Here is a 26,654-nt window from a genome sequence, read left to right as displayed (position 1 = left end):
GAGATTTTTTTGGACCGGATCGACCTCTTCCGCATTTTCACCAGAGTCGTTGAAACCTCCAGTTTCACACGCACGGCTGACATGCTGAACATGCCACGTTCGACCATCTCCACAGCCATTCGTGATCTGGAAACGCGCGCAGGAACACGCTTGCTCGCCAGAACCACGCGCGCGGTCTCTCCCACTCAGGACGGACTGGCTTTTTACAAGCGGTGCCTGCGCGTCATCGGAGAGGTGGAGGACATTGAAACGCTGTTCCGGAAAGACCGTGACGGCCTCAGTGGTATTGTAAGGGTCAACATGCCGGGCAGAATCGGGCGTCTCATTGTTGCCCCGGCTTTACCCGATTTTTTATCCCGTCACCCTGGTTTGTCCGTCGATCTTGGCGTCACGGACAGAGCCATCAATCTGGTGGAAGACAGAGCGGATTGCGTTCTGCGTGTAGGGCCGTTGCAGGATTCCGGTCTCATCAGTCGCAGGATCGGAGAACTCAATCTGATCAACGTCGCGAGTGCGGCCTACCTTGACCAGTTTGGCTGCCCTGCCCACCCAGATGCCCTGAACGATCATTACGTGGTGCGATATGCATCCCCCGTCACTGGCCGACCGGAAGACTGGGAATGGCAGGAGGATGGAGAGACCAAAACCGCTTCGCCGCCCAGTCGTGTGACGGTGGATAACGCTGAAGCCCTCATTGCCTGCTGCCTGGCCGGGCTGGGTCTGATCCAGATTCCGGCCTACGACGTGCAGCAGCACATCCAGGCTGGAGAGCTCGTCAGCGTTATGCCTGAATGGTGCGCAGAGGCTCTGCCCATGACCATTCTATATCCACACAGGCACTCCGCTGGCGATCGTGTGACAACATTCGTGGACTGGCTGGAGCCTCTCATCAAAAGCCACGTTCTGACGTGATTCAGACTGATGGTGCTTCAGAATCCGTTTGTGTTGCGGCCTGCACGGCCGCAGCAAAGGCGGTCGCACTCCCCATCGCATCGGCCATGGTGGTCGGCATCAGGATGGTCGTTCCACGGTTTTTGTTCATCTCAAAAACGCGGTTGATCTGAAGAATCTGCAGGGCAATCGGTGAGGCTTCATACGTTTTGGCTGCAGCCGCCAGTTCCACAGCAACAGCACGTTCGGCACTGGCGAGCGTAACACGCGCTGCGCGTTCCCGTTCTGCCTGCGCCTGACGGCTCATCGCATCCTGTAAATTATCTGGCAGCTGAACATCACGGATTTCAACAGCCTGCACCGTGACACCCCATTCGCGTGTCTTGACCTCAATCAGGTCCCGAAGCTGGTCATCAATTCTGCGACGATCCTCCAGCAACACGGCAAGGTCGGAGCTGCTGACCACCTCACGCAGGGTCGTCAGTGCCACCATGGACACGGACCCCTCGTAGTCATCCAGCTCCGTGATGGCGCGGAGTGGATCATGAACCATCCAGAAAACAACAGCATCCACATCCACCGGCGTCGTATCACGCGTCAGGGTTTGCCGCGTATGCACCGGAACTGTCCTGATCCGCTGATCAACCACTTCGGTGACCTGATCTACGAAAGGGATGATGAGAAACAGCCCAGGTCCCCGCAAACCCTGAATTTTACCGGCGCGCAAGACCAGAGCACGCTGCCAGGAATTGCACATCTTCAGGGACAGAAGGACGAGAACGCCCAGCACCACGCCGATGATCGAGAAGGCGAGGTTAAAGGTCAGAGCCTGTAAGCCTCCGCCGGCCAGAATACACCCGAGAGCCAGTGCAATAGACACCGAATTGACAGGAAGGCCATTGCTGCGCCGCGACACGGACGACGGAAGTGTTGGATACGAAATCATGACTATGCCTTTCCGGCGCCGGTCTCTGGCGCGATTGTGGGCGAAGACGCTTCAAGAAGGTGCTGCATGGCGCGGAGGAGCGCGTCTGGATCGAGCCCCAAGGCATGACTCCGGGCGATTGTTGCCGCAGCGAGATCCATGAGCTCTCCCTTCTTTCGATCAATATCGGCCGATGGAGGATGCTGGCTCACAAAACTGCCTCGCGCCCGATATGTCTCGATGGCACCCAGCCGTTCCAGTTCCGCGTAAGCGCGCTGCACAGTGTTGAGATCAACCCGAAGATGAACTGACAACGCCCGCATCGTGGGAAGCTGGTCTCCCGGAGAGAGCAGACCAGACCCTATCGCTGTCAGGATACGCTCTCGCATCTGTGCGCGCAGGGGCAGGCCACTTGCAGCAGAAAGGGGGGTCGGAAACAGCAATGTCTCTATGTTTGCAGACATGCATACAAGATGCACCGATATGCACCCTCCCTGTCAAGAAATTTTGGAAGACCGCCGCTTCGTGATATGCGCTGCTGTTCTCTTTTCATTGGCTGCGGACAGCAAGGACAGACGCCCCATGACAGCGCCTCAGACCGGAACGGACACTTCTGACCGAAGCGGTTCTCCGCTGATCCTTGCCCTTCCAAAAGGGCGGATTCTCAAGGCGTTAGCCCCCGTTCTGACACGAACAGGCATCGAACCCGATGCGGACTGCCTTCAGGAAAGCAGCCGTCGGCTGCGATTTGGCACCTCTTATCCAAATCTGGATGTTGTGCGCGTCCGTTCTTTCGACGTCGCAACTTTCGTAGCGTATGGTGGAGCGCATATCGGTGTCTGTGGCGCAGATGTCCTGATGGAATTCGACTATCCGGACATTTACGCACCGCTTGATCTCGGGATTGGTGGCTGCCGAATTTCCGTGGCGCGCCCCAAAACCGTCACTGAAGATCCGGCAGCCTCTCAGTCACGCCTGCGTGTCGCCACGAAGTATCCGACCATTGCACGCCGTCACTTTGCGTCCCGCGCCGTGAATGCAGAAATCGTGCACCTGAATGGTGCCATGGAGCTTGCGCCGACCCTGGATCTGGCGAGCGTGATTGTAGATCTGGTGGATACGGGATCCACTCTCCGCGCCAACGGCCTTATGGAAACCGAAACCATTGCGCACGTCACAAGCCGCCTGATCGTCAATCGCGTCGCGCTCAAGACGCGCCCTGAAGAGATTGGCGCATTGATCGAGCGATTCCGTGCAGCCCTCAACACTGAGGGAGCGTCAAAATGAAACGTCTCGACACCCTGAGCGCCAGTTTTGAACAGGATCTTGCGAACCTTCTGGCAGATCGCAGCAGCGAAGAACGCAGCGTTGCGGAGCCTGTCCGGGCCATCCTGGCTGATGTTCGTCAGCGTGGAGATGAGGCGCTCTGTGACTATACAGCCCGCTTTGACCGCCTGACTCTGCCTGCTGAAAACCTACGCATCAGCGCGGAAGAAATTGCCACGCAGGCAGATCTTGTCCCGTCAGACCTGATGGATGCTCTCAAAACCGCTGCCCGGCGCATTGAAGCCTTCCATGCTGCACAGATGCCGAAGGATCTGGATTTCACGGACAACGAAGGAATCCGGCTTGGCATGCGCTGGACGGCTCTGGATGCCGTGGGTCTTTATGTGCCCGGCGGAAAAGCCGCTTATCCCTCCTCGGTTCTGATGAATGCCCTTCCCGCGCGCGTCGCCGGAGTGCAGCGCGTGGCCATGTGTGTTCCATCTCCTGACGGTGTGCTGAACCCACTTGTTCTGGCAGCGGCCCGTCTCTGCGGCGTGGAAGAAATTTACCGGATCGGCGGCGCACAGGCTGTGGGCGCCATGGCGTATGGAACAGAACTGATTGCTCCGGTGGACCGGATCGTCGGCCCCGGCAATGCGTTCGTGGCGGAGGCCAAGCGCCAGGTCTTTGGTCATGTTGGCATCGACAGCATCGCCGGGCCTTCGGAAGTTGTCGTTGTGGCAGATGGGAATAATGATCCCCGTCTGGCAGCAGTCGATCTACTGGCGCAGGCTGAACATGATGAACAGGCACAGGCCATTCTCATCACCTCGGATGCCGCGTTTGCAGATGCAGTAACAGCGGCTGTCCAGACAGAACTGGAAACCCTTCCCCGTACCGCTATCGCGGCCAAAAGCTGGGAAGACCATGGTGCAGTCATTATCGTTCGGGATCTGGATGAAGCCGCCCGGATTGTGAACCAGCTTGCTCCTGAACATCTTGAAGTGCTGCTCGACGAACCGCGTGCCTTCAGTGCAAAAGTCCGCCATGCGGGGGCCATTTTCATGGGCCGCTACTGCCCGGAAGCGGTAGGCGATTACGTTGGCGGCCCCAACCACGTTCTGCCCACAAGCCGCACGGCCCGTTTCGCATCAGGGCTTTCTGTGTTCGACTTCATCAAACGCACAACGACCATCGAGGCGGATGAAGCCGGACTTGAAAAGATCGGCCCCGCTGGTGTTGCTCTCGCACAGGCGGAAGGGCTGGATGCTCATGCTCTGAGTCTTTCGCTACGTCTGGGCCAGATCAAAAACTAAGTGTTCGCCCGCCCTTACGAGGGCGGGCAAATCTTAAGGCCGTCTAAATCCTGACAGTGCCGATTGGCAGCAGGCTGCAATCCGCCCACATAAATTTCGAGCGTTCCCTCCGCCTGGTCGGCTTGGGGCTTTTCTCTGCCACATGCAAAATCTTTGGGCGGGCGGGACAGGTAGAACGTATTGATCGGCCGGTTTTGTTCGGCAGAGAGCCGAAAAACAGTCATAATCCGATCGGCATCCGGGCCGTAGAGATCCAATCCACAGCCTGCAACCGGGTAGAGCGCTACCTGCTGCGCGTCCCCAATCAAACCTGTCAAAGACCTGGTAACGCCCGTAACAGGAAAATCGGCCTTCCACAGGTCATGTGCCTGCGCGCGTAACGAACGGGTGTCCAGGAATTGCAGCAAGGCACAGATAATCAGCAGGCTGCCTCCCACCCTTCTCGGTATAAAGCGGGATAAACGGATTGCCGCGATCAGCAGACCATATCCTACAGGCCAGAAGCATCGTCCACTCGCTCGAAAAACGTCTGCCAAAGGGGGCGACAGGGCTATATGCCAAAGCTGGTATGGCCCTGCATATCCCGTGTTGGAAACAGCGTAGAGCGCCATAATTCCAAGGAAAATCGACAGTCCGGCATGCCGCCACATCACGCTCAGAAGTTCGCGCCTGCAAAAGACCACATCACAGAGCAAAAGCAAAAGAAGCCCTGCACCGAGATAGGAATAGCCCTCAAAAGACTGGGTCTCCATGCCGTAATGCAGCGCAGGAATAAACGCCAGCAGATCAGAATGCATGGGCCAGAAGGGTGACAGCAGGTTCATGGAGAACAGGCCATACCCGCCAGCGCCTTGAGCATACCGGAAATATCCCAGCACCTCGCTGACGATCAGGACCAATGCAATTCCAGCCCCGCATGAACAGGCTACCTCACGCCACGCCTTAGCCCTCCGACACAGAAGCGTCAGAGCTACTGCCGCAATGGTCCCAGAGGCCAACAGCATCAGGATCGGATGAATGAGCAGGCAGATCACAAGAAAGATCGGCGTCAGCCCTAAAGCCCACTTCTTCCCCCGCACAAGGGAGAAATAAAACGCAAATGCCAACAAAAGAAGGAATTGCCCCATCAGACTGAGATGAATGATACGTCCCAGAAAAAATGGCATGCAGAGAGCCAGGATTGCTCCGGACATCAACGCCGTAAAACGCCGTTCACCCGCAGCGGATAGTGCCAGAACCATAGAGACCGGCTGCATAAGGAAACAGAACACCAGCCAGAGCCTGTAAGGTACAAATCCGGCAGGAAGCAGAGCCACGAACGGTTTGAACAGCAACAACAGTAACGGTGTACTGTCTGTCATTGCTACGCTGGCACCCTGAGGGGCCAGAAGCGAGTGTGTGTCCAGCAAAGGCCACTGCCACGCATCGCCCAGGAAATACCGCTGCCCAGCGACGGCCTGGATTCCGTCCTGGAAAACTGGAAAACGGCTTAGACTGTCCAGCGGGACAAGGTGCACGCCCACACCCAGCCCCATGAGCACGGCAAGGACCAAAGCCCAGACAATCGAAGGCACCACTCGCACCCATTCATACCTTTTCGCCACGAACGTCCTCGCCTGCGGGGCAGAGCTGTCAGAAGCCGTCCCGCTTTTGTTTCATATTACCGAGGCACCAGCCCATTTCTGCCATTTTCATACCCGGTGCCATGGACAATCGGTATGTCTTCGGCCAAAAACATCAGAAAAACCGCGTTAAGCTTGACCTTTTGCCGGACAGTCCGCACATAGCGGAACTGGATTTTCAGGCTCCGATCGGGGCCACTGCCATCCGCAGACCTTTACCCTGTCCCTGAAGCAAGGATTCCCATGTCCAAAGAAGACCTTATCGAGTTCACCGGCACCGTCATGGAACTGCTGCCCAACGCCATGTTCCGTGTCACGCTCGACAACGAGCACACCATTCTCGCCCATACGAGCGGCAAGATGCGCAAGAACCGTATCCGCGTTCTCGCTGGTGACCGCGTAAACGTTGAAATGACCCCATACGACCTGTCCAAGGGCCGGATCACGTTCCGCTTCAAGTAAGAGACTGCGGCGTATGCCCCTTTCCCAGTCTCCCGTGCCTGAAAACGGCATGACAGATCGCCCGGCGCTCGTTCTGGCGTCTGCCTCTCCCCGACGTCTGGCTCTTCTGAAGCAGATTGGGATCGTGCCTGATGACGTCATCGGCACAGATGTGGATGAGGAACCGCGCCCCGGTGAACTTCCCCGCGCGCTGGTCCAGCGTCTTGCCCGAGCGAAAGCTGACCATGCAGCCGCACAGCGTCAGGATGCAGCTCTGGTGATCGGTGCGGATACTGTCGTTGCAGTTGGACGACGCATTCTCCCCAAGGCGGAGGATGAACAGACTGCGCGCGCGTGTCTGCGGCTGCTTTCAGGCCGAAACCACAAAGTGCTGACCGCAGTGGCTCTGCGTCCCACCTCTGCCTGGCCAGACGGTGTGGCCAATGAGCGCCTTGTGGAAACGGCCGTCACGTTCCACCGGCTGACTGACAGCCAGATCGACGCACTGATCGCCAACGGAGACTGGCAGGGCAAGGCTGGCGGCTACGCCATCCAAGGGGCTGCCGCAGCTCATATCCGGCAGATTGGCGGCAGCTATTCTGCTGTTGTGGGTCTTCCGTTGTTCGAAACTGCACAGCTTCTGCGCGGGCAGCCCCGTCGTCAGGGTGGGTGGATCGCGTGATCGAAATCCGCGCCGCCTGCTCTCCGGGCGATGTGCGGATTGCGGTTACGGACTATGAGACCCTTCTGGATGCGGCCATTTGGCGTCCCGGCCTTCCGGATGGGTTTGACGACTGGCATATTGCGCGCATCCAAACGGTAGCTCCTGCACTGGGTGGGGCCTTTGTCACACTCCACAACGGAGATAATGGCTTTCTGTCCTGCCGGGATGCGCTGGTTCAAGGAGAACTGATCTCCGTCCGCGTCAGCCGCTCCGCACAGAATGGCAAGGGCCTGCGCCTGCGTAAGGCAGAGCCTGTGCCGGATATGCCTGTTGCACCGACGCTTCTGGCATGCGGCCCTTCACCACTGGAAGAGCTGGCAGACCGCTATCCTGACGCCCCTCTTTACGTGGATGCGCCAGGTGTTGCCGCGCGCCTTCCGGCCCGACTGCGCCCCCGGTTCCAGCGATGCCAGCAGGCTTTTGACGACACGCTGGAAAGTGACTTTGACGAACTTGGCTCCGAATTTGCAGATCTTGGCCAACTGACGGCCAGTATCTTTCCCACCCCAGCCCTGATCGCCATAGACCTGGACAGCGCCAGCGCTCCTGACTTCAAGGGAAACGTTGCAAGTTTTCCGGCCCTGGCGCGACAGATCCGCCTCCGCAATCTGTCAGGCACTCTGCTGGTCGATCCCGCAGGCGTTAAAACCCGCAAGAGACCTGCCCTCGTCAGCTTCCTGCGCGATGCCCTGTTGGATGATCCCTTGAAGTCGCAAGTGCTCGGAGCCACGCCTTCCGGTCTTCTGGAAATCACTCGCCCGCGGCGCAGACCTCCCTTGCACGAACTTTTGTCCTCCCCACATGGGAGGGCGCTGTCAGTGCTCCGCACCATTTTACGAGAAGACCGCAAGGGTCGCACTCTGACAGCATCCATTTCTCTCATCAGGGCTCTGGAGAACGATCCGGAAGCCCTGAGTGACTTTACTTCCCGCCGGGCCGCTCCTCTGGAGCTGGTCATGGATCCAAACGTATCCCCCGCAAGCTGGAGCCTTTCATGAGTGCCACCTGCCCTATCTGCAATCGCCCAACGGAAACGGCTTTTCGGCCCTTCTGCTCACAGCACTGTGCAGACATTGATCTGGGGCGCTGGTTCAACGGTAACTACCGCGTTCCATCCTTCAGGCAAGATAATGAAGAAGACTCTGAAGAATATCCTCATACTGAGGGTTGATCCCGAGCGAATCATCAGCTAAACCCCGTTTCCGCAGCGGGTGTCTCACCTTAAGCCCGGTGCCCAAGTAGCTCAGTTGGTAGAGCATGCGACTGAAAATCGCAGTGTCACTGGTTCGATCCCGGTCTTGGGCACCATTTTTTCCAGAAAATAAAAAATAATCTGTTTGCGCTAAGCGTTAAAGCCTAGCACGCCTGAGCTGCGACGAGGCTCATGAACAGAGCCGTCATTCCTGATCCACCGCATCAATCTGGGGTGGCAGGCGCCGATCAATCCATTTCACCAAAACTCTCAACACCGTATTGGCACCGAGAATAAAGACGGTCAGCAGAGCTGCCTCTGCAATCATGTCACACCCTGTGCACGCACCGATAGCGGCTGAGCACCAGAGTGTTGCCGCAGTGTTCAGGCCCCGCACATTAGGGCCATCTTTCATGATGACGCCGGCGCCAAGAAATCCGACACCTGATACCACGTAGGCAATCACGCGAATGGCCGAGACATCGCCGCCAATACGCTCCGCAAGATCTACGAAAGCAGACGCACCAATCGCGACCAGCGCATTGGTGCGCAATCCGGCGGTCCGTTGGCGGAACTGACGTTCCGCCCCGATCAGCGTCCCAAATACAAAAGCAGCCAGATAGCTTCCGAACGTATCCAGAAAGGAGTGCGCATCAAAGGTCTGGGTAAAATGCATTATTACTCTTTCGCTGCCTGCCGTGTATCGCGGTTCAGAAGCCTTGGCTGTTTGCGATCATACGGCGGTCGGACGATCCATGGTTTTCCGCAGAGGATACAGACTGAGATTTTCGATGGTTGCACCAGCGTTTGTCGCCTGAAGACTGAGTGTATCCAAGGGACTTGCAGGAAACACCAGAGCTGTCCCGACCGACAAGCCATCATTGATGAAGATTTCGAGCGCACACGCGTCCAGAACCAGTTTCAACGAGAAACGTCGGCTGTTTGCCGTCAGTGGCGTGGAGAACCTCTCCGTGAAAAATGGCTGCGAAAAGCCATGCAGATCTCCGCGATCCAGCCAGAGCTGAGCTGAAAATGCGTCAAACCCGATAGAGAGAGACTCTCCCTGACCGTTGGAGAAGACAATCAGGAAGCGACCCGCTCGTCCCTTGTTGCCATCAGGTTGCGGGTTTCTGCGCTCATCCACGGTTACCGTCAGAGAAAGTTCAATGGCCTGCCCTGTGGGGATGGAGACCTGAACGCCGCTCTGAGCAGCAATACGCTCAACCCGAAAGGGAATCTGCTCGCCTCTCAGCGTTTCCAGTCCTCGAGGACGCTGCACCAACCGTAGCCAGTTCATATCGTCCCGCCTGAGCGACAAGGTTCGCGGAAGGGTCATAAGACCGCGCCAGCTTCTGTTCGGAACCTCTTCGCAATACTGCCAGTTCCCAAACCAGGCGAAATAGACGGCCTCTTTGCCCGGCATGTTTTCATAAACCTGCATGGCGTAGCTGTCTTTGGCGAAGTCCGTCAGACCTATGACCGTATTTTCGGGGATAAAGCGCTCACCGTCGAAGTCACCTACAAAATACTGCGTGACACTGCCGCCCTGAGGTCCACCGGGATTGACTGAAACGAACAGAACCCAACGGGACGTCTTCCCCTCATCCTCAACCTGCAATTCAATAAGATTGGGACATTCATAATCCACGCCGAACAGACCTGCTGGCCCGAAATCACTGAGATGCATCCAGTGCTTCAAATCAATTGATCCGTAGAAGGCCACCCTGTGAGCCCGAGCCTTCACGACGACCATGACCCACTTTCCACTGGGTTGGTGCCAGAACACTTTCGGATCTCGGAAAGAGTTCAGCCCGATATCCAGAACAGGGTTGTGCTCGTAGTCGATAAAGCGCTTACCGCCATCCGGACTCCATGCCAGATACTGCGTCTGCTTCTGGGGTGTAGCGCGCGTGTAAAGAGCGACCAGACCACCCGGCATGGATGGTAACGGAGGAACCGAAGGAGCCGCTGGCGGAAGTTCAGCTGTTGTCGGTGGATCAAAGACATGCCCGAAGGGAGCGTTCGTCCCCGGACCAAGAACATCCATGTTTTCCGGCGAAAATGGCACATCTGACGTGGCCTTGGTCAAGCCGGGAGCCAAGGCCTCAACTGCCGCCTGCGTTGCCGTCTTGGGAGCGGGTGGAGTGTCCCCTTGCGTAGGGGGGGGGGCCTTCGGAGGGAAAAGACCAGAATCATTATTGCGGTCCAGAACCACGCACCCTGAATACGCCTCGCCAGCGGCTGTCTGATCAATCGCGATAGGTTGATCTTGCCACGTGTATAAGTCCGTACTGGTTGCATGCCCCCAGTGCACCTGACCCGCATAGGGTGCAAAAGGGTCGTACTGGTAATAGAGATGATACGTCTGCCCGTCGAAAATCAGACCATTGGGATCATTCATGAAGCCGGTCTGTGGCGAGAAATGAACCGTGGGGCGATAGAGATAGTCACTCTGCGTTCTGACAACGGGCTGGCTTGCTATCCCCGGATGATTGCCCGGCTCCTGATGGGAATTGCTGGGTTCATCGTGATGAGGAGTCATTGCAGACATCGGCGTTTCCTCGGCGGCTCTGGCAATCCGGCTACTGCCAACAGCAGCTCCTGCGGCTAGAATGCTGGCCAGAGCCGTGCGGCGCCCGAGTTCGGGCCTGTCGTTTCGATCTGTCATACCTCCACCATACAGGAGGATCCTTAACCCGGAAGCCTTTCAGGAAAGCGCCCGTCTTCAAAAAGAGGAAGGACATTGCATGTCCGTTGCGAATACGCACATAAGGACGTCATGAAGCGCTTAGACCCTTTCCTGATGGCCCTGATCTGCGCGATCGTCCTGGCCTCCGTCCTGCCCTGCCGCGGGGAAATGCAACATATCTTGCAGCAGGTCGTCACGGTTCTCATCACCCTGATGTTCTTCTTCCAGGGGGCCAAACTTGAGCGCCATGCCATTATCGAAAGCGTGCGCGACTGGCGTCTTCAGGGAACAGTGCTGCTCTGCACATTTGCTCTCTTCCCGCTTCTTGGCATCGGGCTGCATCTGCTCTTCCGCAATTTGTTCCCAAATGCACTGTTCGGGGAAGATCTGTGGGCTGGCATTCTTTTCCTGTGCTGCCTGCCTTCAACCGTTCAGTCCTCGATTGCCCTGACTTCTATTGCACGCGGTAATGTCCCTGCGGCCATCTGCGCAGCCACTGTGTCGAATATTGCAGGCATTGCATTGACCCCGCTTCTGACAGGCATTGTCCTTGGTCACGTTGGTGCAGGTCATTCCCCCCTTGAGAGCGTTCTGGACGTTGCCAAGGAACTGCTTCTTCCGTTCATTCTCGGGCAGATCCTTCAGAAATGGATTGGCCCGATTGTCAAACGCCACAAATTCCTGATTTCGTTCACAGATCGTGGCTCCATCGTCGTGGTCGTCTACACCGCGTTCAGTTCAGCCGTTGTCGAAGGCATCTGGCACCGCGTTTCACCGCTTCATTTGCTTGAGGTGGCGCTGCTGGACAGCTTCATGCTTGCGCTGGTGCTGGTAGCCTCGCATTTCATGGGCAAGGGCATGAACCAGTCCACGGAAAACAGCATCGCGCTTCAGTTCTGTGGTTCAAAAAAATCGCTGGCCTCTGGCGTTCCGATGGCGAGCGTTATCTTCCCCTCTGCCTCGGTAGGCATCATTGTTCTACCCCTTATGATCTATCACCAGATCCAGCTTTTCACCTGCACGCTTCTGGCCCGTCATTATGGAAAACGCATAGGCCTAGAAACGCATTCGAAGCCCCATTCCTGAGCTTCATGACAAAGCTGTTAAAGAGGTTTCTTTTTGTCACGAGGTGGTCTTTGACCCCCTTGGGTTCGTAGACCAGTGTGGCCCCAGTTTGAAAACCGGAGCTACAGAATATGCCGTCATACTCGACCCTGGTTCAGGAAAAAATTCCTGAATCGTCGGTACTCAGGCCTGTACCAGACGGCATTCCACAATCCCTTCTCTGCCGACTTTTCCGCGTTCAGCAATTCAATGACATTCACGAACGAGCTGCTGAACTGCATCTGCACCTGCCCTTGGGCAAAAAGCGCTTGAAACGTCTGGAATGTATTCGAAGTGCTGGTGCACTGTTTATTCATGTTCCCAAAAATGGCGGAACATCAATCTGTAACCAGCTTTACGGCTGTTCCATGATGCATCAGACGTTTCGATACTATCGCCACGTCACACCGGAGCTTTCCAAGGAGTTGCCGAGCTTTGCCATTTGGCGCGATCCGGTAGAGCGATTTGTTTCCGCATGGGCTTTCGCAAGAAAAGGCGGTACTTCGACAGTCAAGATCCACCCTTCTGTAAATGCACTTTACCGCTCATTCCACACGCTGGACGATGCCATCACACACGTGGAAAGCCAGTCATCCCCATATGACGTAGACCACGTCTTCCGCCCGCAGGCCTGGTACATTTGCGGAAAGGACGGACAGCTTGAGGTGGATAACCTGTTTCCTATGGAACAAATTGCGCAACTCCCCGAACTCGTTCCAGCTATGCGGGGCCACGTCATCCCACACCTGAATCAGAACCCGCACACAATCGAAGTTACGGCACTACAAGCTCGCAGAATCCGCAAGCTCTACCAGCAGGATGAAGCGCTGCGCCCGTAACGCCAAGAATAGACAGAGGGAAAAATAGGACCCTTTTCTCTAAACTGTCACAAAGCATACAGCTATCGCTCTATAAATAGCCCCGGAAAGACTGTGTTGTTGCGAAATTACCATACACCCTAAATGTCATAGTGTGACTTACATGATCTGATTGAAGATCACTGCAAACCATGGTCTTTCTCGGCCGAACCAAACCCACCTGGCCGAGAAAGACCCCACAGACGATGCGCCTTACACGCCTCCTCTCGACCTCAGCGCTGATCGCATTTGGCACACTGCCAGCATTTGCAGCGCCTGTTTCAGATACGAAACATCCAAATCAAAAGGCTCATCCGAAGACGGAAATAGCCGCCCCATCCATGATGGGTAATACGGCTCCGACAGACGTGCATGAAGAGCATGTCTCCGTCAGCGGTCGGCATTCTTTCGACGGCGTAACACGTCGTGCCGTTGGCGGCGGCCTGATGGAGAAGCAGGACAGCGCAAAGTCTGTGTCGGCTGTCTCACGTGACTTCATCGAAAAGCAGGTTCCGGGTGCTGACCCGATGCAGCTGATTGCCCTGCTGCCAGGTGCAAACGTTTCTTCGACTGATCCTGCAGGTCTGACAGGCAGCTCCATGAGCATGCGTGGTCTGGACCAGTCACAGATCGGTTTCACACTTGAAGGCTTCCCGATCAACGATATCGGAAATTTCGCAGTCTATTCTCAGGAAATCGTGGACTCCGAAAACCTGCGTACGGTTCGCGTCGCACAGGGTTCGGCAGATCTCGACAGCCCGCATATCAGCTCAACGGGCGGTGTGGTCGACATGTACATGATCGATCCTCAGATGAAAGCAGGCGGCCGTCTGGGCGTCAGCTATGGTTCCTACGATTATACCCGTGGCTTCCTGCGTCTCGACACGGGCAAGATTGGTAACACCAATCTGCGTGCCTACTTCTCCGGCTCTTATGCCACGGAAGGCGTCAACAACAGCGACGCAACAAACCGCAAGCTGCACGCAGAAACCAAGATTGTGAATGACTGGGGCGACGGTAACCGCGTCTCTCTCGCAATCGTTGGCAACCGTCTATACAACTATCTGACGCCTAGCGTGAGCAAAGCATCCTGGGATGCCTACGGCCGCGGGGTCAAGGACCGTTACGTCGCTCCTGGCAAGAATGCAGCCGGCCAGAGCATCTCCAATACGGTGTGGAATTCCACCTACAATCCTAATGCTTCTGACAGCGGCACATCATATTACAAGCTGCACCAGAACCCGTTCACCAACATTTATGCCAGTGCCCCATCTACCTTCAAACTGGCAGACAACCTTGTTCTGACGGAAACACCATATTTCTGGTACGGTGATGGTAGCGGTGGTAGCGCATATCTGACGGACATGAACAAACTGTCTTACGGATCGCAGGCTACAACGGGCAGCCTGAACGGCGTGACCAGCAAGCGCGTTCTTTACAATCCGTCCATTACGAAAACCTATCGTCCGGGTGCAGTTACGAAGCTGACACTGACCACCGGCCAAAACCGCCTGATGGTTGGTTACTGGTTTGAATACGCCAAGCAGGCTCAGCAAGGCCCCTACACTGGCGTCGGTGCCGATGGAAATCCGTGGGATATCTGGGGTAGTTCAGCAAACGTCGTTCTGGGTAACGGGCAGACTTACATGTACCGCAATACCCTCACGCAGACACGCGTGCACACCATGTTTATTGGTGACACATTGTCGTTGCTGAACAACAAGCTAACAATTGATGCTGGATTCAAATACGCCATTGTTCTGCGTAGCGGCACCAATATGCTGCCGGACACCTCCACTGGCCGAAACACCAGCAAGACCTATGCTGAGCCGTTGCCAACTGTAGCGATCCGCTATCAGATCAACCCGGAAAACCAGATCTTCGTTTCCGGCGCCACGAACTTCCGCATGCCGACCAACTACTCCCTGTACGATGCGGGTGCTTATTACACGGGTTCCGGTTACGCGACGCATGCCAACACAAATCAGAACCCGGAAATCTCCATTTCTGAAGAAGTTGGTTACCGTTATACCGGTAAGACCATCATGGGTTCGATCACTTATTTCCACTACGACTTCACGAACCGCCTGATGTCCACCAGCCAGTGCATGGACGCTGCTTGTAACAATTATTACACAACTAATATCAATGCGGGCGGTCAGACGACAAACGGCGTAGATGCTGAAATCGGAACTCGTCCCGTCTTCCGTTATTTCCGCCCATACGTCTCGTTTGAATACGTTGATGCCCGTCTTGGTAGCAATCTCCAGGCAGGCAGCGGCACCGGAATTGATTATCTACACACCAAGGGTAAATTTGCCCCTGAAACGCCGAAGTTCCAGGTTGGCTTTAATCTCGACTACGACGATGGTCATCTGTTCGGTGGCTACAACCTGAAATATGTTTCCCGCCAATATTCCACGTTCATGAATGACCAGTCCATTCCTGGCTATGTTCTTATGAACGCCAACATTGGTTACCGCTTCCAGAACCTTGGTTTTCTTCAGGCTCCAAACGTTCGGATCAACTTCTCCAATCTGTCGGACCACGCTTATCTGGGCTTCGTGAAGGGCATTCAGACCAACGCGACTCAGCAGACCGGTATTTTCGGTAAGAAAATCAGCGGATCTACTCCGACCTACGCCATCGCAGCTCCGTTCTCTGCTATTGCGAGCGTCAGCGCCGGTTTCTGATCTTCCGACCAGATATCGCTTCGTACAGTCCTCATACCAGCCTCTGGTATGAGGACTTTTTTTGTACCCTACGCCGAATTTTCATCATGACGTTGACAGTTTAGGCGTCATGCACAGATATAAGCCAAGACCCCGTCGTCTTGACGCTAGAGGAAACCCATGGCTGGCAGAACAAAGTCCGCAGAAACAACAGCACTGGATATTTATCTGGAGCGGTTGCAGGACCATCTGGCAATCGAGACCAAAGCTATCGAGACCGTTCTTTCAGAGCTTCCATTCTGCGAGCGCTATGGAAGTGTGAGCGCCCAGATGGAACAGGACCTTATCCTGCGTCGAAAACATGTCAGCGACATCACGGCCCTTCTGAGCCGACATGGTCGGCAAACACCCGCAGCGCATGAGACCGTCTCTTCTATTCTCAGCACTGTTTCCAGTTTGTTGAGCACTGGAGAGGAAAGTAATCTCCTCAAAAACGTACTCACCGACGTCAGTTACCGCGCTCATCAGATCGCATCTTTGAATATGCTGGCGATCCTTGCAGACCGCTTGGGTTTCAGCAGCGACCTGTCTCTTCTGGAGCGGCTTCGCAATGAGGAAACAGCTTCGACTGACAAGCTACAACAGAATTTGCCCGTTATCGTGACGCAGTATCTCGCCAATCACTAAAAACATAGTCGCCCTCTTCAGTCAGGCAGGCCGTAAACCTGAATCTGACTGAAATGCAGGTATGTTCTTTCACCTAGGATTGTAATCCTTACAAATCTCGCTCGGATACCTTCTGGGGTCACCCAAATGTAGGGGCTCCCGTCGGCACCACCGAAAATCTGTCCGTCTTCCTTACGATGGACTTCGGCCCAAGCCTCTCCATCAACTGAAACAGAGATTGCCAGATTGTTTGCACGCTCTAATGCAGTATCAAGTCGATTAAACAACCGCACTTCATGAACGCTTACTTCCTCCTGAAGATCGACCTGCCACCACGGGTCTTTTTCTTCAGTAGTATGGTGCGCAGGGAAATTACCGATTTGTCCTGAAAGTGGGCCCTCAGCGTCATCTTCTGGAGAGATGTCCAAAAGTGCTAAAGACTGGGTAGCGGTGCATCCCTCCGACAAAAGCGGCCACATTGAAATTGGAAAAACACAGATTACACGCGCATCAGACAATTTTTTCCAGTAATCGGCCAGATAAGTGTCGTGAACAGCATTTGTCATCGAAAAGAAGTTTTCGCGCTCTAACTGCGTCATTAACTTCCAAGTGTTTTGACCACTAAAATTCCCAACAACGCTCCGCTTTGCACGGATTTCAAAGTCTTTATCGGATTTTATATTATAATGAGAAATAAAAGCGATATCCATTATACTGTGATTTCGCTCGTTTTCTTTAAGGTACGCCCACGCGTTTTCAGGAAAATTTTCATAGTAGCCAAGCATCGTCTCTCCCAAAACATTCGTGGCCCTGAGATGCGGTGCTACCGTGAGAAGATTATGGTGAATTGCTTCATGCGGGTTTTCAAAGATAACCTGATAAGGAACAGCCGCTGACCTTACGAGGATTTTCGTAAACGGCGTCGCTCCGTTCTCGCGGCGCGTATAATTGGTCAGAATAGAACCTTTAGGTCGAATTTTATGACCGTTATTGCCAAAAAATGACCAGTTAAAATAAATAGCATCATTCTGCGGGAATTTTCCAAGAAATTTTTCGATGTTGTCGCAATCTCTCAGACACAAAAACTCATCGACATCTAGAAACATATGCCACTCTGTTTCAGTCGAATAGTGGCGTAAATAATGAACAAACATCTGAAACTGGGCACCGACAACCCCATAGTGAACAAATGTCACTTTAGGATTAGGGCCGACAGTTAAAGGAAGAACTTCATCATAAAGTTCGCTTGGGTCGTCATCATTGCAATATATGTAGACGTGCTCGAACCCTATCGAAAAATGATAGGTAAGCCACTCTAAAATATAGGGTGTTTCCCACCGTACCGTGGTCACGAGAGAAAACTGATGCTTGGGAGTGGGCCGTTGTCCTCCTCCAGCAATCACTTCACGAGGTGCATTACCGTAGGCTGTCCCACTATCCATTGATCCGGCATAGGGTGGGTTGTCTTGCTTCGTCAAGGCCATCTTCCAAAACACTCTTCGCTCGTTTCTGCTCTCGCGTTAGAGTGTCGCTATGTCCAGTTTCCGCTTCCTTCACGCCGCCGACATTCATCTCGATAGCCCCCTTAGAGGACTAAGCCGTTATGAGGGTCTTCCACTGGAAGAAATCCGGAATGCAACCCGGCGAGCTCTGGATCGTCTCATCGCTATTGCCATCGAGGAAAAGGTCAGTTTTCTGATCCTCGCAGGCGATTTGTATGATGGGAGCTGGCAGGACGCCAGTACCGGCCTCTACATGATGAAATCTCTTAGTCGCCTCGTGCATGCTGGAATTCGAGTGATTACTCTTTCGGGCAATCATGACGCTCAGTCCGTCATCGCACGTGAGCTTCCTCGACCGGCTGGTATCGATCACTTCAGTTATGATGCTCCTGAAACCATACGACTGGAAGACATCCAGGTCGCCCTGCATGGTCAGAGCTTTCGTGAAAGACATGTTCGAAAAGACATGACGCCAACATACCCTGAGCCTGTTTCCGGATGGTTCAATATTGGTGTTCTCCATACCTCTCTTTCCGGCTACGGCGAACATGAAACCTATGCGCCCTGCTCCGTCGAAACACTTGCGTCAAAGCACTATGACTATTGGGCTCTAGGGCATGTTCATGCCCGGCAGATTGTTTGTCATCATCCATGGATTGTGTTTCCTGGGGTGCTTCAAGGGCGCCACATCCGGGAGACAGGCACTTGTGGGGCAATGCTCGTCAGTGTCGAAAACAACACCGTTCAGTCTGTCACACCAGTTGCCTGTGATGTCATACGCTGGAGCCATATCGTCATAGATATAGCGGACCTGCATGACCTGGATGACGTCATGCATGCCGCGAGGCTCCGTATGGAGCACGCTCTGGCTCAGGCCGACGGACGCACTGTTATCGCACGTGTGACGCTAACGGGAACAACCACTCTGCATGACAGCCTCTGTGCATCCACCTGCTGGCAAGACGATTTAAGGAGTGTTGCTGTCTCCCTGGATACTGGTCAGAACCCAATCGCCTTGGAGAAGCTCCGGAACAAGACTACCTCTCCGCCCACTACAAATACACTCCATGACCTGGATACGGCTTTGTCGAAGCTCATGAGCGATCCCGAGTTTATAGCAACGCTTTCTGATGACTTTGAAATGTTCTTCTCCGCACTTCCTGGATGTGTCGAGAGAAGTTCTTTGATGGCTGATGAAAATAGTTGGCCGCTGGAAGAAGCAAGTTCTGCCTTGCGCGCACGACTGATGGGGAGCGCAAGCTGATGCGGTTTGATCGTCTTGACCTGTTCAGATATGGCGGCTTTCAAGACCGCACTATTACCTTTCCAAAATCGGAAGGGGATTTTCACGTCATTCATGGACACAATGAAGCTGGAAAATCCACGATGCTTGCAGCTATCAGGGATTTTCTCTTTCAGTTCCCGCATCACATCAGTGCAGACTGGATAAGTGCAGCCCCCCTTCTGCGAGTTGGCGGACAGGTAAGTCACAATGGAGCAGTACTGGAGGGCATACGACGTAGAGCCCGCACACAGACCTTCTACGCCTCCGATGACGCCACCCCCAAAAGTGACGAGTTGCTGAGACAATGGATGGGAGACCTGGACGCTAAAAGCTTCGAAACCGGATGGGCTCTTGACCATCGTCGCCTTCGTGACGGCGGTGAGGAAATGCGCCGCCTTAAGGACGATGCAGGCCTGCAAATTCTTTCCGCAGGTCTGGGCGTCGGCGGTTTGGGCGGACTGATAACTTCTCTCGAAAAAGAAATGAACTCTCAATGGCGAAAGGGAAGCAGTACATCTGCCATTCTGAAAGCAAAGCGTGACCTTTCAGATCTGAATAAAACCCTGAGAAATACCGCAGTCCTCCCTCACGATTTAACTGTCGCCCGCGAAACGCAGGAAAAAGAAGAGAAAGCCCTTTCTGAATGTAATGCTGAACACCAACGCCTTGTCGTGCGGCAGAGAGAAAACTCTCGGGCCAGAAACATCAGCATTCCCTATCTTCAGCTTATGGATCTGCAATTACAACTTTCGCAATCAGGACTTCCTGAATTTTCTTTCTCTGAATGCGACAATTTTGAAGTTATTCTTTCAGAAATAAAAACAGAAACAACCATCGAATCTGCAACAAAATTAAAATTAGAGTCGATATCAGAACGTATAAATAAGTCCACGCCAAGAGGCAAAATTTTAGATGATGCAAACCGGATAATATCATTAATTAATAGAAATGATTTTATCAATAAAATCGATATCGATACAAATTTAAGGTTAGACCGAATTCGCAATGACGAAATCTGGATGGAGCAATTTTGGGCACGACATCGCGCAACGCCCAATCGCCTTCCTGACGCAGGCGCGCTGGACGCCTTAAATAAAAAGCTTCAAGAGCGAGAAAATTATCTTACGCTTGAGCATGAAATAAAAGATCGCTTAGAAAAATTACGCCAAGAGTTTGATCTAATACGATCTTCTAATTTTTCTTCTGACGAGCGGAAAACCGTTTCTACAGCCGATTTCGAGCACTTAAAAACCAATTTGAACTATGCAAGAAGCCTAGGTGGAATTGATGATGAAATTGAAAAATTAAAAAAGGATCTGAAAACAGCCATTCACGACACTAATGCAGCATTTGATCGTCTGCTTCCTTGGTCAGCAATTACTGAAAATCGTTGGTCGGCGCTGGATGGTCTTCCTGTTCTGGAAAAAGAGATCATTGACGAAGAATACCTTAAATGGCGTGACCTTGAGGAGAAGTCTCTTCAGGAAAATGGCCTTCTCCTAAAACTCCAAGAGGCGCTTTCCAAGAAAATCTTTGATCGTGATGTTTTGGAAAAATCTGGAGATGCTGTTTCCACAGAAGCTCTTTCGAATGCACGAGATCTCCGCGATACGACCTGGTGCAACATTCAGGGTATTTTACAAGCAGAGAAATATCCGGATCCCTCTGTTTTAAATGCATTTTTCATTCTGCTAAAAAACACAGATATTCTTGCAGATCGGCGCCATGCTCATGCTGAGCAATCGGCTCGACTGAACGATCTTAGCCATCATATTAGCAGCATTAAAATTGAAGCTGCTCAGGCTGAGCAAAATATCCTCTTTGTTAAATCACAACAAATTTCTCGCCAAAACACTTGGTTTGAAAAGTTAAAATATCTTGGACTGCCCGCACTTCCACCTAAAGAGTTTCTGAGCTGGTGTGACGCTAGAATTGATGCTCTTTCCAAATCAAAGCATCAGGAACAAATTGCAGAATCTTTTCAGAAAAAACAGCAGCAAAAACGTTCTGCACTAGAACAGTTATCACCTTACCTACAGGAGGCTCAGACGGATAATTTTGTTCTCTGCCTCCAGCATGCTCAAAATATTCAGGATGAATATGAGGCTCATTTAAGGAGTGCACTGGATAAAAAACAGGCCCAAGAAAGACTGCAAACTGCTATCGCAGCTGAAGAGCGTCAACTTGAGACGCTCAAGCATAATTTGGCCGCATGGCAGGTTTCATGGGAAACAGCTTGTACCTCTTGCCATTATCCTGCTGGGGCCCGGCATGTTGATCTTGTTGATGTGCAAGAAGCGCGATCAATTCAAATCCGTTTGGAAAGCGAAAAGAAAGAGCACCATAAAAATTACGTGGATATTCTGGAATTTAAAAATTCTCTCAATTCCATGCTTGAAAAGCATAACAAGACCTCGTTGGAAAATTTATGTATCTCACTTCAACAGTCCGAAGAGGCTGAACACAAACGTCAAGAATTCATAACCCAAAGAGCAACACTCCAGGAAACTCTCGAAGCCACATCTATAAGGCTCGCCTCATTGCGGCAAAGCCTATCTCCCATATTAATGAAGCTTGGCATTTCATACAGTGACGGTCTCCATAATGTCGCTGCGGAACTTAGGCATCGCGCCACTCTGCTTCAACGCCGTGATGAGCTGAACACTATTATTCTTTCTGCGGGTAACGGCCGGGCTCTTGAGGCCCTTCTGTTAGAAGCAAAGAAGTCTGATCCTGAGACCCTTGAAAGGGAATCTGACGAACTTGAGCAGCAAAGTCTTATGCTAAAGCAAAAATACTCGGAAATTGAAAAGAGGCTCTGGGATGCTCGGCAAATTTTGACATCTCTGGAAAATAAAGGCGGCGCGCACGAAACTGCCGAGCGGATACAGGAAGTAGAGGCAGAGCTGAATGATCGTGCAGCGCGATATGTTTCGCTTCGCCTTCAAAGCCTGATGTTACGTCGTCTCGTTGAAAAACAGCGCCAGGAAACTCATGGTCCTTTGCTGGAGAAAGCAGGGAGCATGTTTTCGCACCTCACTCGACATCGATATGCAGGAATTGCCTTAGAGGACACAGGAACGGACAATCTGACTTTGTCCGGCCTTCTTCCAGATAAGTCCTCTCTTGTTCCTGTACACTCCATGAGTGAAGGGACTAGAGATCAACTTTATCTGGCATTACGACTTGCCTCGGTAGAACAATCTCTCGACCGTGGAATCCAACTTCCCTTTATCGCAGATGATCTTTTTATAACATTCGATGAAGAAAGATCTCTTTCGGGACTTAAACTTCTTTCTTCAATATCAAAACGAACTCAGATATTATTTTTCACACACCACGCACATATTGCAGATATTGCAAAGAATTTTGGTCATATTACCCGTCTTTGAAATATAAAATTTAAAGGATATTTTAATTTTTATGCTTTAGAGGCATTCCTCAGACACATAACGAAATTCTATATTTTCATTTCTATGACTGAGTAATTTCGTTATAGCAGACCATTCCTGTTTTCTTCTGGAGGCTCCATAGAGTTTCTGCCATGACCCAAAAAGGGCCTTCGCCAGAGCTGCCCGCTCGCATTATTCCGCTTGCGACGCTTGCTACTCCGTCCCAAGGGCTGCAGCCCGTCGTTCAAAGACGACAAGGCGCCTCTCATGAAACGATTGAGAGCCTTTCCCCCTATTTCAATGAAGACAGAGCTCTCTTCACAATCTCACGACATGCTGGTGGAAACCTGTATATTGACCGTGAACAGCTCATCAGAACCCATCACTCTGAAAAGCCTGCTTTAGATCACGAAAATCTTCTGACTAATGACAGCATTCTTATATCTGTGACAAAGGGCGGTCTGCTCAATCACCTTCCTGTCCTATCCGGCCTTCCTGTGGTCCATTTTGAAATCCAGTCAGGCCCCGGTCGCTTTCTTCTCACCTGCTGTGAATTAATTCTCGATGGTGCCTTGGAAGCCAGCCCCTCTCAAACGCAGACGCGTTTGTTCAAACACCTGACAGACCTTCTGATCACAACACTTCTGGATTCTCTCGATCTGGAGTTAAGCGTTGCTGGTCGACGCAAACACCGTCAAAAACATATTCGGTCTTATATTGAAAGCAGATTACAAGAGCCTGATTTAACGCCAAAAAGCATTGCCAGTGCCTACGGTATATCATCCAGAGCGCTTTATTTGCTTTTTGATGGAGAACCAGGTGCTGTCTCAGGTTGGATTTTAAACAAGAGGCTGGAGAGAATTTATAAGGACCTGCAATCGGCTGAATACACATCTATGGCCATTGCCGAAATCGCTACAAAACATGGCTTTAGAAATGCGGCTCATTTTTCAAGGCGCTTCCGTCAAAAATTCGGTCTTTCGCCCAGAGAACTCCGTCAGAGAAAATTGACTGGCTAGAGTTTCGTTCGTTCCCTCAAGATCCAAAAAAAGCGGAAGAGTAATCTTCCGCTTTTTCCTATTCTTCCTAAATCGCCGAAAAGCGATTTATTAGATAGTAGCAGCTCCGGCAAGCAAACCTGCAAGCAACCGAGCAAACCCAGTCGGATCTGGTAGGGGCTCGCCCTCCTGAACACGCGCGAGATCCAACAGCACGCGTGCAAGATCTTGAATGCTTTCCTTCTTTTCAACGCGCTGAGCCAAGGCTTTAATCAACGGATGACGAGGGTTAATTTCCAGAATTGGGAGCGTTTCCGGAAGAGCCTGTCCTGATCGGCGCATCAGCCGCTGCATGGCCAAGTCCGGGCCTCCCTCAGACGTAATCACGACCGCACTATTTGTCAGGCGAACCGTACTCCGGACATCTTTCACTGCATCGCCCAAAGCCTCTTTCAACGCAGGAACCAAGGTGTCTACGTTAGCTGCCTCGACTGTTTCCTCATTGTCTGTCGAGAACTTCTCAAGATCTCCATGAGAGTAGACGACTGACCGCAAAGTTTTGTCGTTGTATGAATGAAGCCGCTCTGGCCAGAAAGCATCTACTGGATCAGAGAGAAGAAGAACCTCCAAGCCCCGGGCATGGAAGCCTTCCAGCTGTGCAGATGCCTTCAGAGCGTCAAGGTTGTCACCTGTGAGGAAGTAGATAACGTCCTGTCCGTCCTTCATACGCGAGATATAGTCATCAAGCGTCGTTAGATCGTCACCATGGGTTGTATGGAAACGGGCGAAACCGGCAATTTCCTGACGGTGCTCGCTATCTTCCCACAAACCTTCCTTGAGAACCGCCCCAAAGTTTTCCCAGAATGCATTAAATCCAGCATCTGCGTCCTTGGCTCGGGTTTTAATCTCCGTCAGAACGCGTTTCGTGACCGCCTTGCGGATACGAGCAAGAACTGGTGTCGCCTGTAACATCTCACGAGACACATTAAGCGGCAGATCTTCTGTATCCACTACACCCTGAACAAAGCGCATCCAGTTGGGAAGCAAATCTGCCTCATCTGTGATGAACATGCGGCGAACATGAAGGTGGATCTTGCTTTCCCGAGACTGCTCCATGAAATCAAATGGTCGGGCGTTGGGTAAAAACAGAAGGGCTGTGAATTCTGTCGTACCTTCTGCATGCCAATGCATTGTTGCATAAGGTTCATCAAAAGCACGCGCAATGTGCCTGTAGAATTCCGTGTACTGTTCAGGGGTAATTTCGGCCTTAGGCTTGCGCCACAAAGCTGTTCCTTCGTTGGCAGCTTTCTCTTCGACTGTTCCATCCTCATTGACCTCACGCAGAGTGATTGGCCAGGAAATATGGTCAGCCCATTTGCGAATAATTGATCGAAGACGCCAGCTGTCCAGGAAGTCTTCCGCATCACTTTTCATGTGCAGAACAATGTCAGTGCCAGGCGTAGAGCGAGTGGAAGGCGTGAGGGTAAAAGCGCCCTTCCCGTCTGAAGACCAAGTCCAGGCCTCGTCTGCCCCAGCCTTGCGGGACGTCACATCCACCCTGTCGGCAACCATGAACGCCGCGTAGAACCCAACACCAAACTGACCAATCAGACTTGGGCGATCTTCAGCTTTGGCAGCATTCAGTTTTTCACCAAAAGCGCGTGTGCCTGAACGGGCAATTGTACCTAGATTTTGAGCCAGTTCATCATGTGTCATTCCCACGCCGTCGTCAGAAATGACCAACTCTTTCTTGTCTTTTTCCGGGGCAATACGAATTGACGCATTTTCGGGAAGAGCAAGAGCAGAGTTCGTCAGCCCTTCAAAGCGGCGCTTGTCTGTTGCGTCGGCTGCGTTCGCAACAAGTTCACGCAGAAAAATTTCTCGATCTGAATAAAGCGCATGCACGACAAGATCGAGCAGACGCCCCACCTCTGCACTGAATTCATGCTGTTCCGGCTGGCCTTGCGTTGCACTCATCGTCATCAATCTCCTCTTAGGAAAGTAACGAAGATATGCGACGTCAGGGTCAATTTTTCAACAGACGTCAGAGATAACTTGCAAGGGTCATACCCTTCATATTTGCGATAATGGAATATGATGCCTGGAGTTGATTGCTGGTATCATTCAATTGGACGGAAACCTGCGCAAGATCTGCATCCTTCGCCGTTCCAAGCTGGGTCGTAAGAGCGGCTTTCATTTGTGCCAACATCGCACTCTGACTGGTCAAGCTGTTCTGCTGTATTCCAAGTGAACCACTGATATCGGATAGCCCTTCTGTCACACCGGTATTCGTCGTCTGTAATCCTTGAACCAACTGTGTGTAATCTGCGGTCCCTGCGTCATCAGAACTTAGAGAAGCAACAACCATCAGGTTTCGCATGAGATCTCGGATCGGAGAGCCCGTTGACGTTTCTGACGATGTACTTCCCTCTGTCGCCACGATGCCTGCAGAAACTGTTTGATTAGTCCCAACGGTGATTTTTAATTTCTGCTGTGCAGCAGTAACCGGGTCAGTCGAAAGTGCAGCGGAAAATGGCTGATTCTGGCTGGTGTCTTTTGCAAGAGAAAGCGTCTCTGACAGAACATCTGACGCACTACCATTCCCCATGCTTTTTACAGTCTCCTGTATAGAAGATGCGAGACTGGAACTGCTTAAGCTGGTGCTTACGGGAGCAGTGGAAGACTGCAGCCCTGAAAAAATATAGCTCCCGCCCTCCTGCGTGTTCAACAAATTACCTAAAGACGATAAATATGATTTAGCCTGTTCGGAGGCAGAACTTATAGCCGTTGGGGAAACATTCCCGACAAGAGTTGAAAGAGTGTCATTCAGATTATCTGCCATTGTCGCAATTTGGCTGACTGTACTCTGTGTGACCGTTAATCTGTTTTGTGCCATCGTCACGTTGGAGTTCCAGGACGAAACCTGAGTGATTGCAGGCTGGAGCGCTAGCGCCTGAGCACGTGTTTCTCCAAGCTGGGCGTAGTTGCTGGATTTCACGCCCGTAGAAGCTTGTTCCTGAAGATTATCTTTTATCTGGGATAACGAAGCCAAGTTTAGCGTCTGTTGATTCGATAATCCGCCATAACCAAACGATGCCGTAATTCCAGTCAT

22 protein-coding genes and 1 tRNA gene are annotated in these 26,654 nt (G+C 52.5%); 15 read left to right on the top strand and 8 right to left on the bottom strand.

Translation table 11 applies throughout. The annotated features are described in order from the left end of the window. Positions 1–9 precede the first annotated feature (9 nt). The gene (locus GCE01_RS04680; protein ID WP_099211946.1) at positions 10–912 is read left to right on the top strand and encodes a LysR family transcriptional regulator; all 903 of its coding nucleotides are present in this window, start codon (positions 10–12) and stop codon (positions 910–912) included. Between the two features lies 1 nt (position 913). Here the strand turns inward: GCE01_RS04680 and GCE01_RS04675 are convergent, their stop codons facing one another. Beyond that, complete coding sequence (locus GCE01_RS04675) at positions 914–1,837, bottom strand: slipin family protein (protein WP_099211340.1); 924 nt, start codon at positions 1,835–1,837, stop codon at positions 914–916. A gap of 2 nt (positions 1,838–1,839) precedes the next feature. Further along, positions 1,840–2,280 (bottom strand): GntR family transcriptional regulator, encoded by a 441-nt coding sequence (locus GCE01_RS04670; RefSeq protein ID WP_099211338.1) that lies wholly within the window; start codon positions 2,278–2,280, stop codon positions 1,840–1,842. Between the two features lie 118 nt (positions 2,281–2,398). On the opposite strand from GCE01_RS04670, the gene hisG reads away from it, so the two are divergent. Together hisG and hisD are read left to right on the top strand one after the other, a co-directional pair. Then, complete coding sequence (hisG, locus tag GCE01_RS04665; RefSeq protein WP_235271746.1) at positions 2,399–3,103, top strand: ATP phosphoribosyltransferase; 705 nt, start codon at positions 2,399–2,401, stop codon at positions 3,101–3,103. Beyond that, on the top strand, positions 3,100–4,398 hold the full coding sequence (hisD, locus tag GCE01_RS04660) for a histidinol dehydrogenase (RefSeq protein WP_099211336.1): 1,299 nt from the start codon (positions 3,100–3,102) through the stop codon (positions 4,396–4,398). The genes hisG and hisD overlap by 4 nt, the downstream gene beginning before the upstream one ends. A gap of 14 nt (positions 4,399–4,412) precedes the next feature. Here hisD and GCE01_RS04655 read toward each other — a convergent pair whose 3' ends face one another. Beyond that, complete coding sequence (locus GCE01_RS04655; protein ID WP_145995774.1) at positions 4,413–6,002, bottom strand: DUF6311 domain-containing protein; 1,590 nt, start codon at positions 6,000–6,002, stop codon at positions 4,413–4,415. A 261-nt stretch (positions 6,003–6,263) separates the two neighbouring features. On the opposite strand from GCE01_RS04655, the gene infA reads away from it, so the two are divergent. From infA to GCE01_RS04630, 5 genes are all read left to right on the top strand, one after another. Then, a complete protein-coding gene (infA, locus tag GCE01_RS04650; protein ID WP_007282896.1) occupies positions 6,264–6,482 on the top strand; it encodes a translation initiation factor IF-1 in 219 nt (72 codons plus the stop codon). 13 nt (positions 6,483–6,495) lie between these two features. Next, positions 6,496–7,143 carry a Maf family protein gene (locus GCE01_RS04645; RefSeq protein WP_086633285.1) on the top strand — a complete coding sequence of 216 codons (648 nt, stop codon included), beginning with the start codon at positions 6,496–6,498 and terminating at the stop codon, positions 7,141–7,143. Then, complete coding sequence (locus tag GCE01_RS04640; protein WP_099211332.1) at positions 7,140–8,183, top strand: ribonuclease E/G; 1,044 nt, start codon at positions 7,140–7,142, stop codon at positions 8,181–8,183. The genes GCE01_RS04645 and GCE01_RS04640 overlap by 4 nt, the downstream gene beginning before the upstream one ends. Continuing rightward, positions 8,180–8,356: a DNA gyrase inhibitor YacG gene (locus GCE01_RS04635; RefSeq protein WP_099211330.1), complete on the top strand. Its 177-nt coding sequence runs from the start codon at positions 8,180–8,182 to the stop codon at positions 8,354–8,356. Before GCE01_RS04640 ends, GCE01_RS04635 begins: the two co-directional genes overlap by 4 nt. A 61-nt stretch (positions 8,357–8,417) precedes the next feature. Next, positions 8,418–8,493, top strand: a tRNA-Phe gene (locus tag GCE01_RS04630). Between the two features lie 89 nt (positions 8,494–8,582). On the opposite strand, the gene GCE01_RS04625 is transcribed toward GCE01_RS04630, so the two are convergent. Together GCE01_RS04625 and GCE01_RS04620 are read right to left on the bottom strand one after the other, a co-directional pair. Continuing rightward, on the bottom strand, positions 8,583–9,053 hold the full coding sequence (locus GCE01_RS04625; protein WP_046900439.1) for an MgtC/SapB family protein: 471 nt from the start codon (positions 9,051–9,053) through the stop codon (positions 8,583–8,585). A 57-nt stretch (positions 9,054–9,110) separates the two neighbouring features. Continuing rightward, entirely contained in the window at positions 9,111–11,045 is a 1,935-nt protein-coding gene (locus GCE01_RS04620; protein ID WP_099211328.1) for a glycoside hydrolase family 32 protein, read from the bottom strand. A gap of 111 nt (positions 11,046–11,156) precedes the next feature. On the opposite strand from GCE01_RS04620, the gene GCE01_RS04615 reads away from it, so the two are divergent. From GCE01_RS04615 to GCE01_RS04600, 4 genes are all read left to right on the top strand, one after another. Then, positions 11,157–12,152, top strand: coding sequence for a bile acid:sodium symporter family protein (locus GCE01_RS04615; RefSeq protein WP_086633289.1), 996 nt, complete (start codon positions 11,157–11,159; stop codon positions 12,150–12,152). A gap of 110 nt (positions 12,153–12,262) precedes the next feature. Further along, on the top strand, positions 12,263–13,009 hold the full coding sequence (locus GCE01_RS04610; RefSeq protein ID WP_145995773.1) for a sulfotransferase family 2 domain-containing protein: 747 nt from the start codon (positions 12,263–12,265) through the stop codon (positions 13,007–13,009). A 224-nt stretch (positions 13,010–13,233) separates the two neighbouring features. Beyond that, positions 13,234–15,720, top strand: coding sequence for a TonB-dependent receptor (locus tag GCE01_RS04605; RefSeq protein ID WP_064275197.1), 2,487 nt, complete (start codon positions 13,234–13,236; stop codon positions 15,718–15,720). Positions 15,721–15,879: 159 nt separating this feature from the next. Next, positions 15,880–16,386, top strand: a complete 507-nt coding sequence (locus tag GCE01_RS04600) for a DUF892 family protein (protein ID WP_099211326.1) — start codon at positions 15,880–15,882, stop codon at positions 16,384–16,386. A 17-nt stretch (positions 16,387–16,403) separates the two neighbouring features. Here the strand turns inward: GCE01_RS04600 and GCE01_RS04595 are convergent, their stop codons facing one another. Continuing rightward, positions 16,404–17,843 (bottom strand): glycosyltransferase family 2 protein, encoded by a 1,440-nt coding sequence (locus GCE01_RS04595; RefSeq protein ID WP_244591086.1) that lies wholly within the window; start codon positions 17,841–17,843, stop codon positions 16,404–16,406. A 55-nt stretch (positions 17,844–17,898) separates the two neighbouring features. Here GCE01_RS04595 and GCE01_RS04590 point away from each other — a divergent pair, with 55 nt between their 5' ends. The 3 genes from GCE01_RS04590 (at position 17,899) to GCE01_RS04580 (ending at position 23,563) form a co-directional block, all read left to right on the top strand. Beyond that, the gene (locus GCE01_RS04590; RefSeq protein WP_099211324.1) at positions 17,899–19,131 is read left to right on the top strand and encodes a metallophosphoesterase family protein; all 1,233 of its coding nucleotides are present in this window, start codon (positions 17,899–17,901) and stop codon (positions 19,129–19,131) included. Then, positions 19,131–22,544, top strand: coding sequence for an AAA family ATPase (locus GCE01_RS04585; RefSeq protein WP_099211322.1), 3,414 nt, complete (start codon positions 19,131–19,133; stop codon positions 22,542–22,544). Before GCE01_RS04590 ends, GCE01_RS04585 begins: the two co-directional genes overlap by 1 nt. A gap of 152 nt (positions 22,545–22,696) precedes the next feature. Continuing rightward, positions 22,697–23,563 (top strand): helix-turn-helix domain-containing protein, encoded by an 867-nt coding sequence (locus tag GCE01_RS04580; protein ID WP_099211320.1) that lies wholly within the window; start codon positions 22,697–22,699, stop codon positions 23,561–23,563. A 90-nt stretch (positions 23,564–23,653) separates the two neighbouring features. On the opposite strand, the gene htpG is transcribed toward GCE01_RS04580, so the two are convergent. Then, positions 23,654–25,519 (bottom strand): molecular chaperone HtpG, encoded by a 1,866-nt coding sequence (gene htpG / locus GCE01_RS04575; protein ID WP_099211940.1) that lies wholly within the window; start codon positions 25,517–25,519, stop codon positions 23,654–23,656. Positions 25,520–25,586: 67 nt separating this feature from the next. Beyond that, on the bottom strand, positions 25,587–26,654 hold the full coding sequence (locus GCE01_RS04570) for a flagellin (RefSeq protein WP_099211318.1): 1,068 nt from the start codon (positions 26,652–26,654) through the stop codon (positions 25,587–25,589).

The organism is Gluconobacter cerinus, from assembly GCF_002723935.1.
In the GTDB taxonomy this organism is placed as follows: Bacteria; Pseudomonadota; Alphaproteobacteria; order Acetobacterales; family Acetobacteraceae; genus Gluconobacter; species Gluconobacter cerinus.
The sequence above is the reverse complement of the archived record's forward strand: the minus strand, read 5'-3'. Positions and strand labels throughout refer to the sequence as shown.

What these genes read in the sequence shown, in the direction of transcription:
- GCE01_RS04620 (WP_099211328.1), bottom strand. Translation starts at nt 11,045, where the DNA reads ATGACAGATCGAAACGACAGGCCCGAACTCGGGCGCCGCACGGCTCTG.
- hisD (WP_099211336.1), top strand. Translation starts at nt 3,100, where the DNA reads ATGAAACGTCTCGACACCCTGAGCGCCAGTTTTGAACAGGATCTTGCG.
- GCE01_RS04605 (WP_064275197.1), top strand. Translation starts at nt 13,234, where the DNA reads ATGCGCCTTACACGCCTCCTCTCGACCTCAGCGCTGATCGCATTTGGC.
- GCE01_RS04580 (WP_099211320.1), top strand. Translation starts at nt 22,697, where the DNA reads ATGACCCAAAAAGGGCCTTCGCCAGAGCTGCCCGCTCGCATTATTCCG.
- htpG (WP_099211940.1), bottom strand. Translation starts at nt 25,519, where the DNA reads ATGAGTGCAACGCAAGGCCAGCCGGAACAGCATGAATTCAGTGCAGAG.
- GCE01_RS04615 (WP_086633289.1), top strand. Translation starts at nt 11,157, where the DNA reads ATGAAGCGCTTAGACCCTTTCCTGATGGCCCTGATCTGCGCGATCGTC.
- GCE01_RS04635 (WP_099211330.1), top strand. Translation starts at nt 8,180, where the DNA reads ATGAGTGCCACCTGCCCTATCTGCAATCGCCCAACGGAAACGGCTTTT.
- GCE01_RS04675 (WP_099211340.1), bottom strand. Translation starts at nt 1,837, where the DNA reads ATGATTTCGTATCCAACACTTCCGTCGTCCGTGTCGCGGCGCAGCAAT.
- infA (WP_007282896.1), top strand. Translation starts at nt 6,264, where the DNA reads ATGTCCAAAGAAGACCTTATCGAGTTCACCGGCACCGTCATGGAACTG.
- GCE01_RS04670 (WP_099211338.1), bottom strand. Translation starts at nt 2,280, where the DNA reads ATGTCTGCAAACATAGAGACATTGCTGTTTCCGACCCCCCTTTCTGCT.
- GCE01_RS04645 (WP_086633285.1), top strand. Translation starts at nt 6,496, where the DNA reads ATGCCCCTTTCCCAGTCTCCCGTGCCTGAAAACGGCATGACAGATCGC.
- GCE01_RS04570 (WP_099211318.1), bottom strand. Translation starts at nt 26,654, where the DNA reads ATGACTGGAATTACGGCATCGTTTGGTTATGGCGGATTATCGAATCAA.
- hisG (WP_235271746.1), top strand. Translation starts at nt 2,399, where the DNA reads ATGACAGCGCCTCAGACCGGAACGGACACTTCTGACCGAAGCGGTTCT.
- GCE01_RS04600 (WP_099211326.1), top strand. Translation starts at nt 15,880, where the DNA reads ATGGCTGGCAGAACAAAGTCCGCAGAAACAACAGCACTGGATATTTAT.
- GCE01_RS04625 (WP_046900439.1), bottom strand. Translation starts at nt 9,053, where the DNA reads ATGCATTTTACCCAGACCTTTGATGCGCACTCCTTTCTGGATACGTTC.
- GCE01_RS04610 (WP_145995773.1), top strand. Translation starts at nt 12,263, where the DNA reads ATGCCGTCATACTCGACCCTGGTTCAGGAAAAAATTCCTGAATCGTCG.
- GCE01_RS04585 (WP_099211322.1), top strand. Translation starts at nt 19,131, where the DNA reads ATGCGGTTTGATCGTCTTGACCTGTTCAGATATGGCGGCTTTCAAGAC.
- GCE01_RS04590 (WP_099211324.1), top strand. Translation starts at nt 17,899, where the DNA reads ATGTCCAGTTTCCGCTTCCTTCACGCCGCCGACATTCATCTCGATAGC.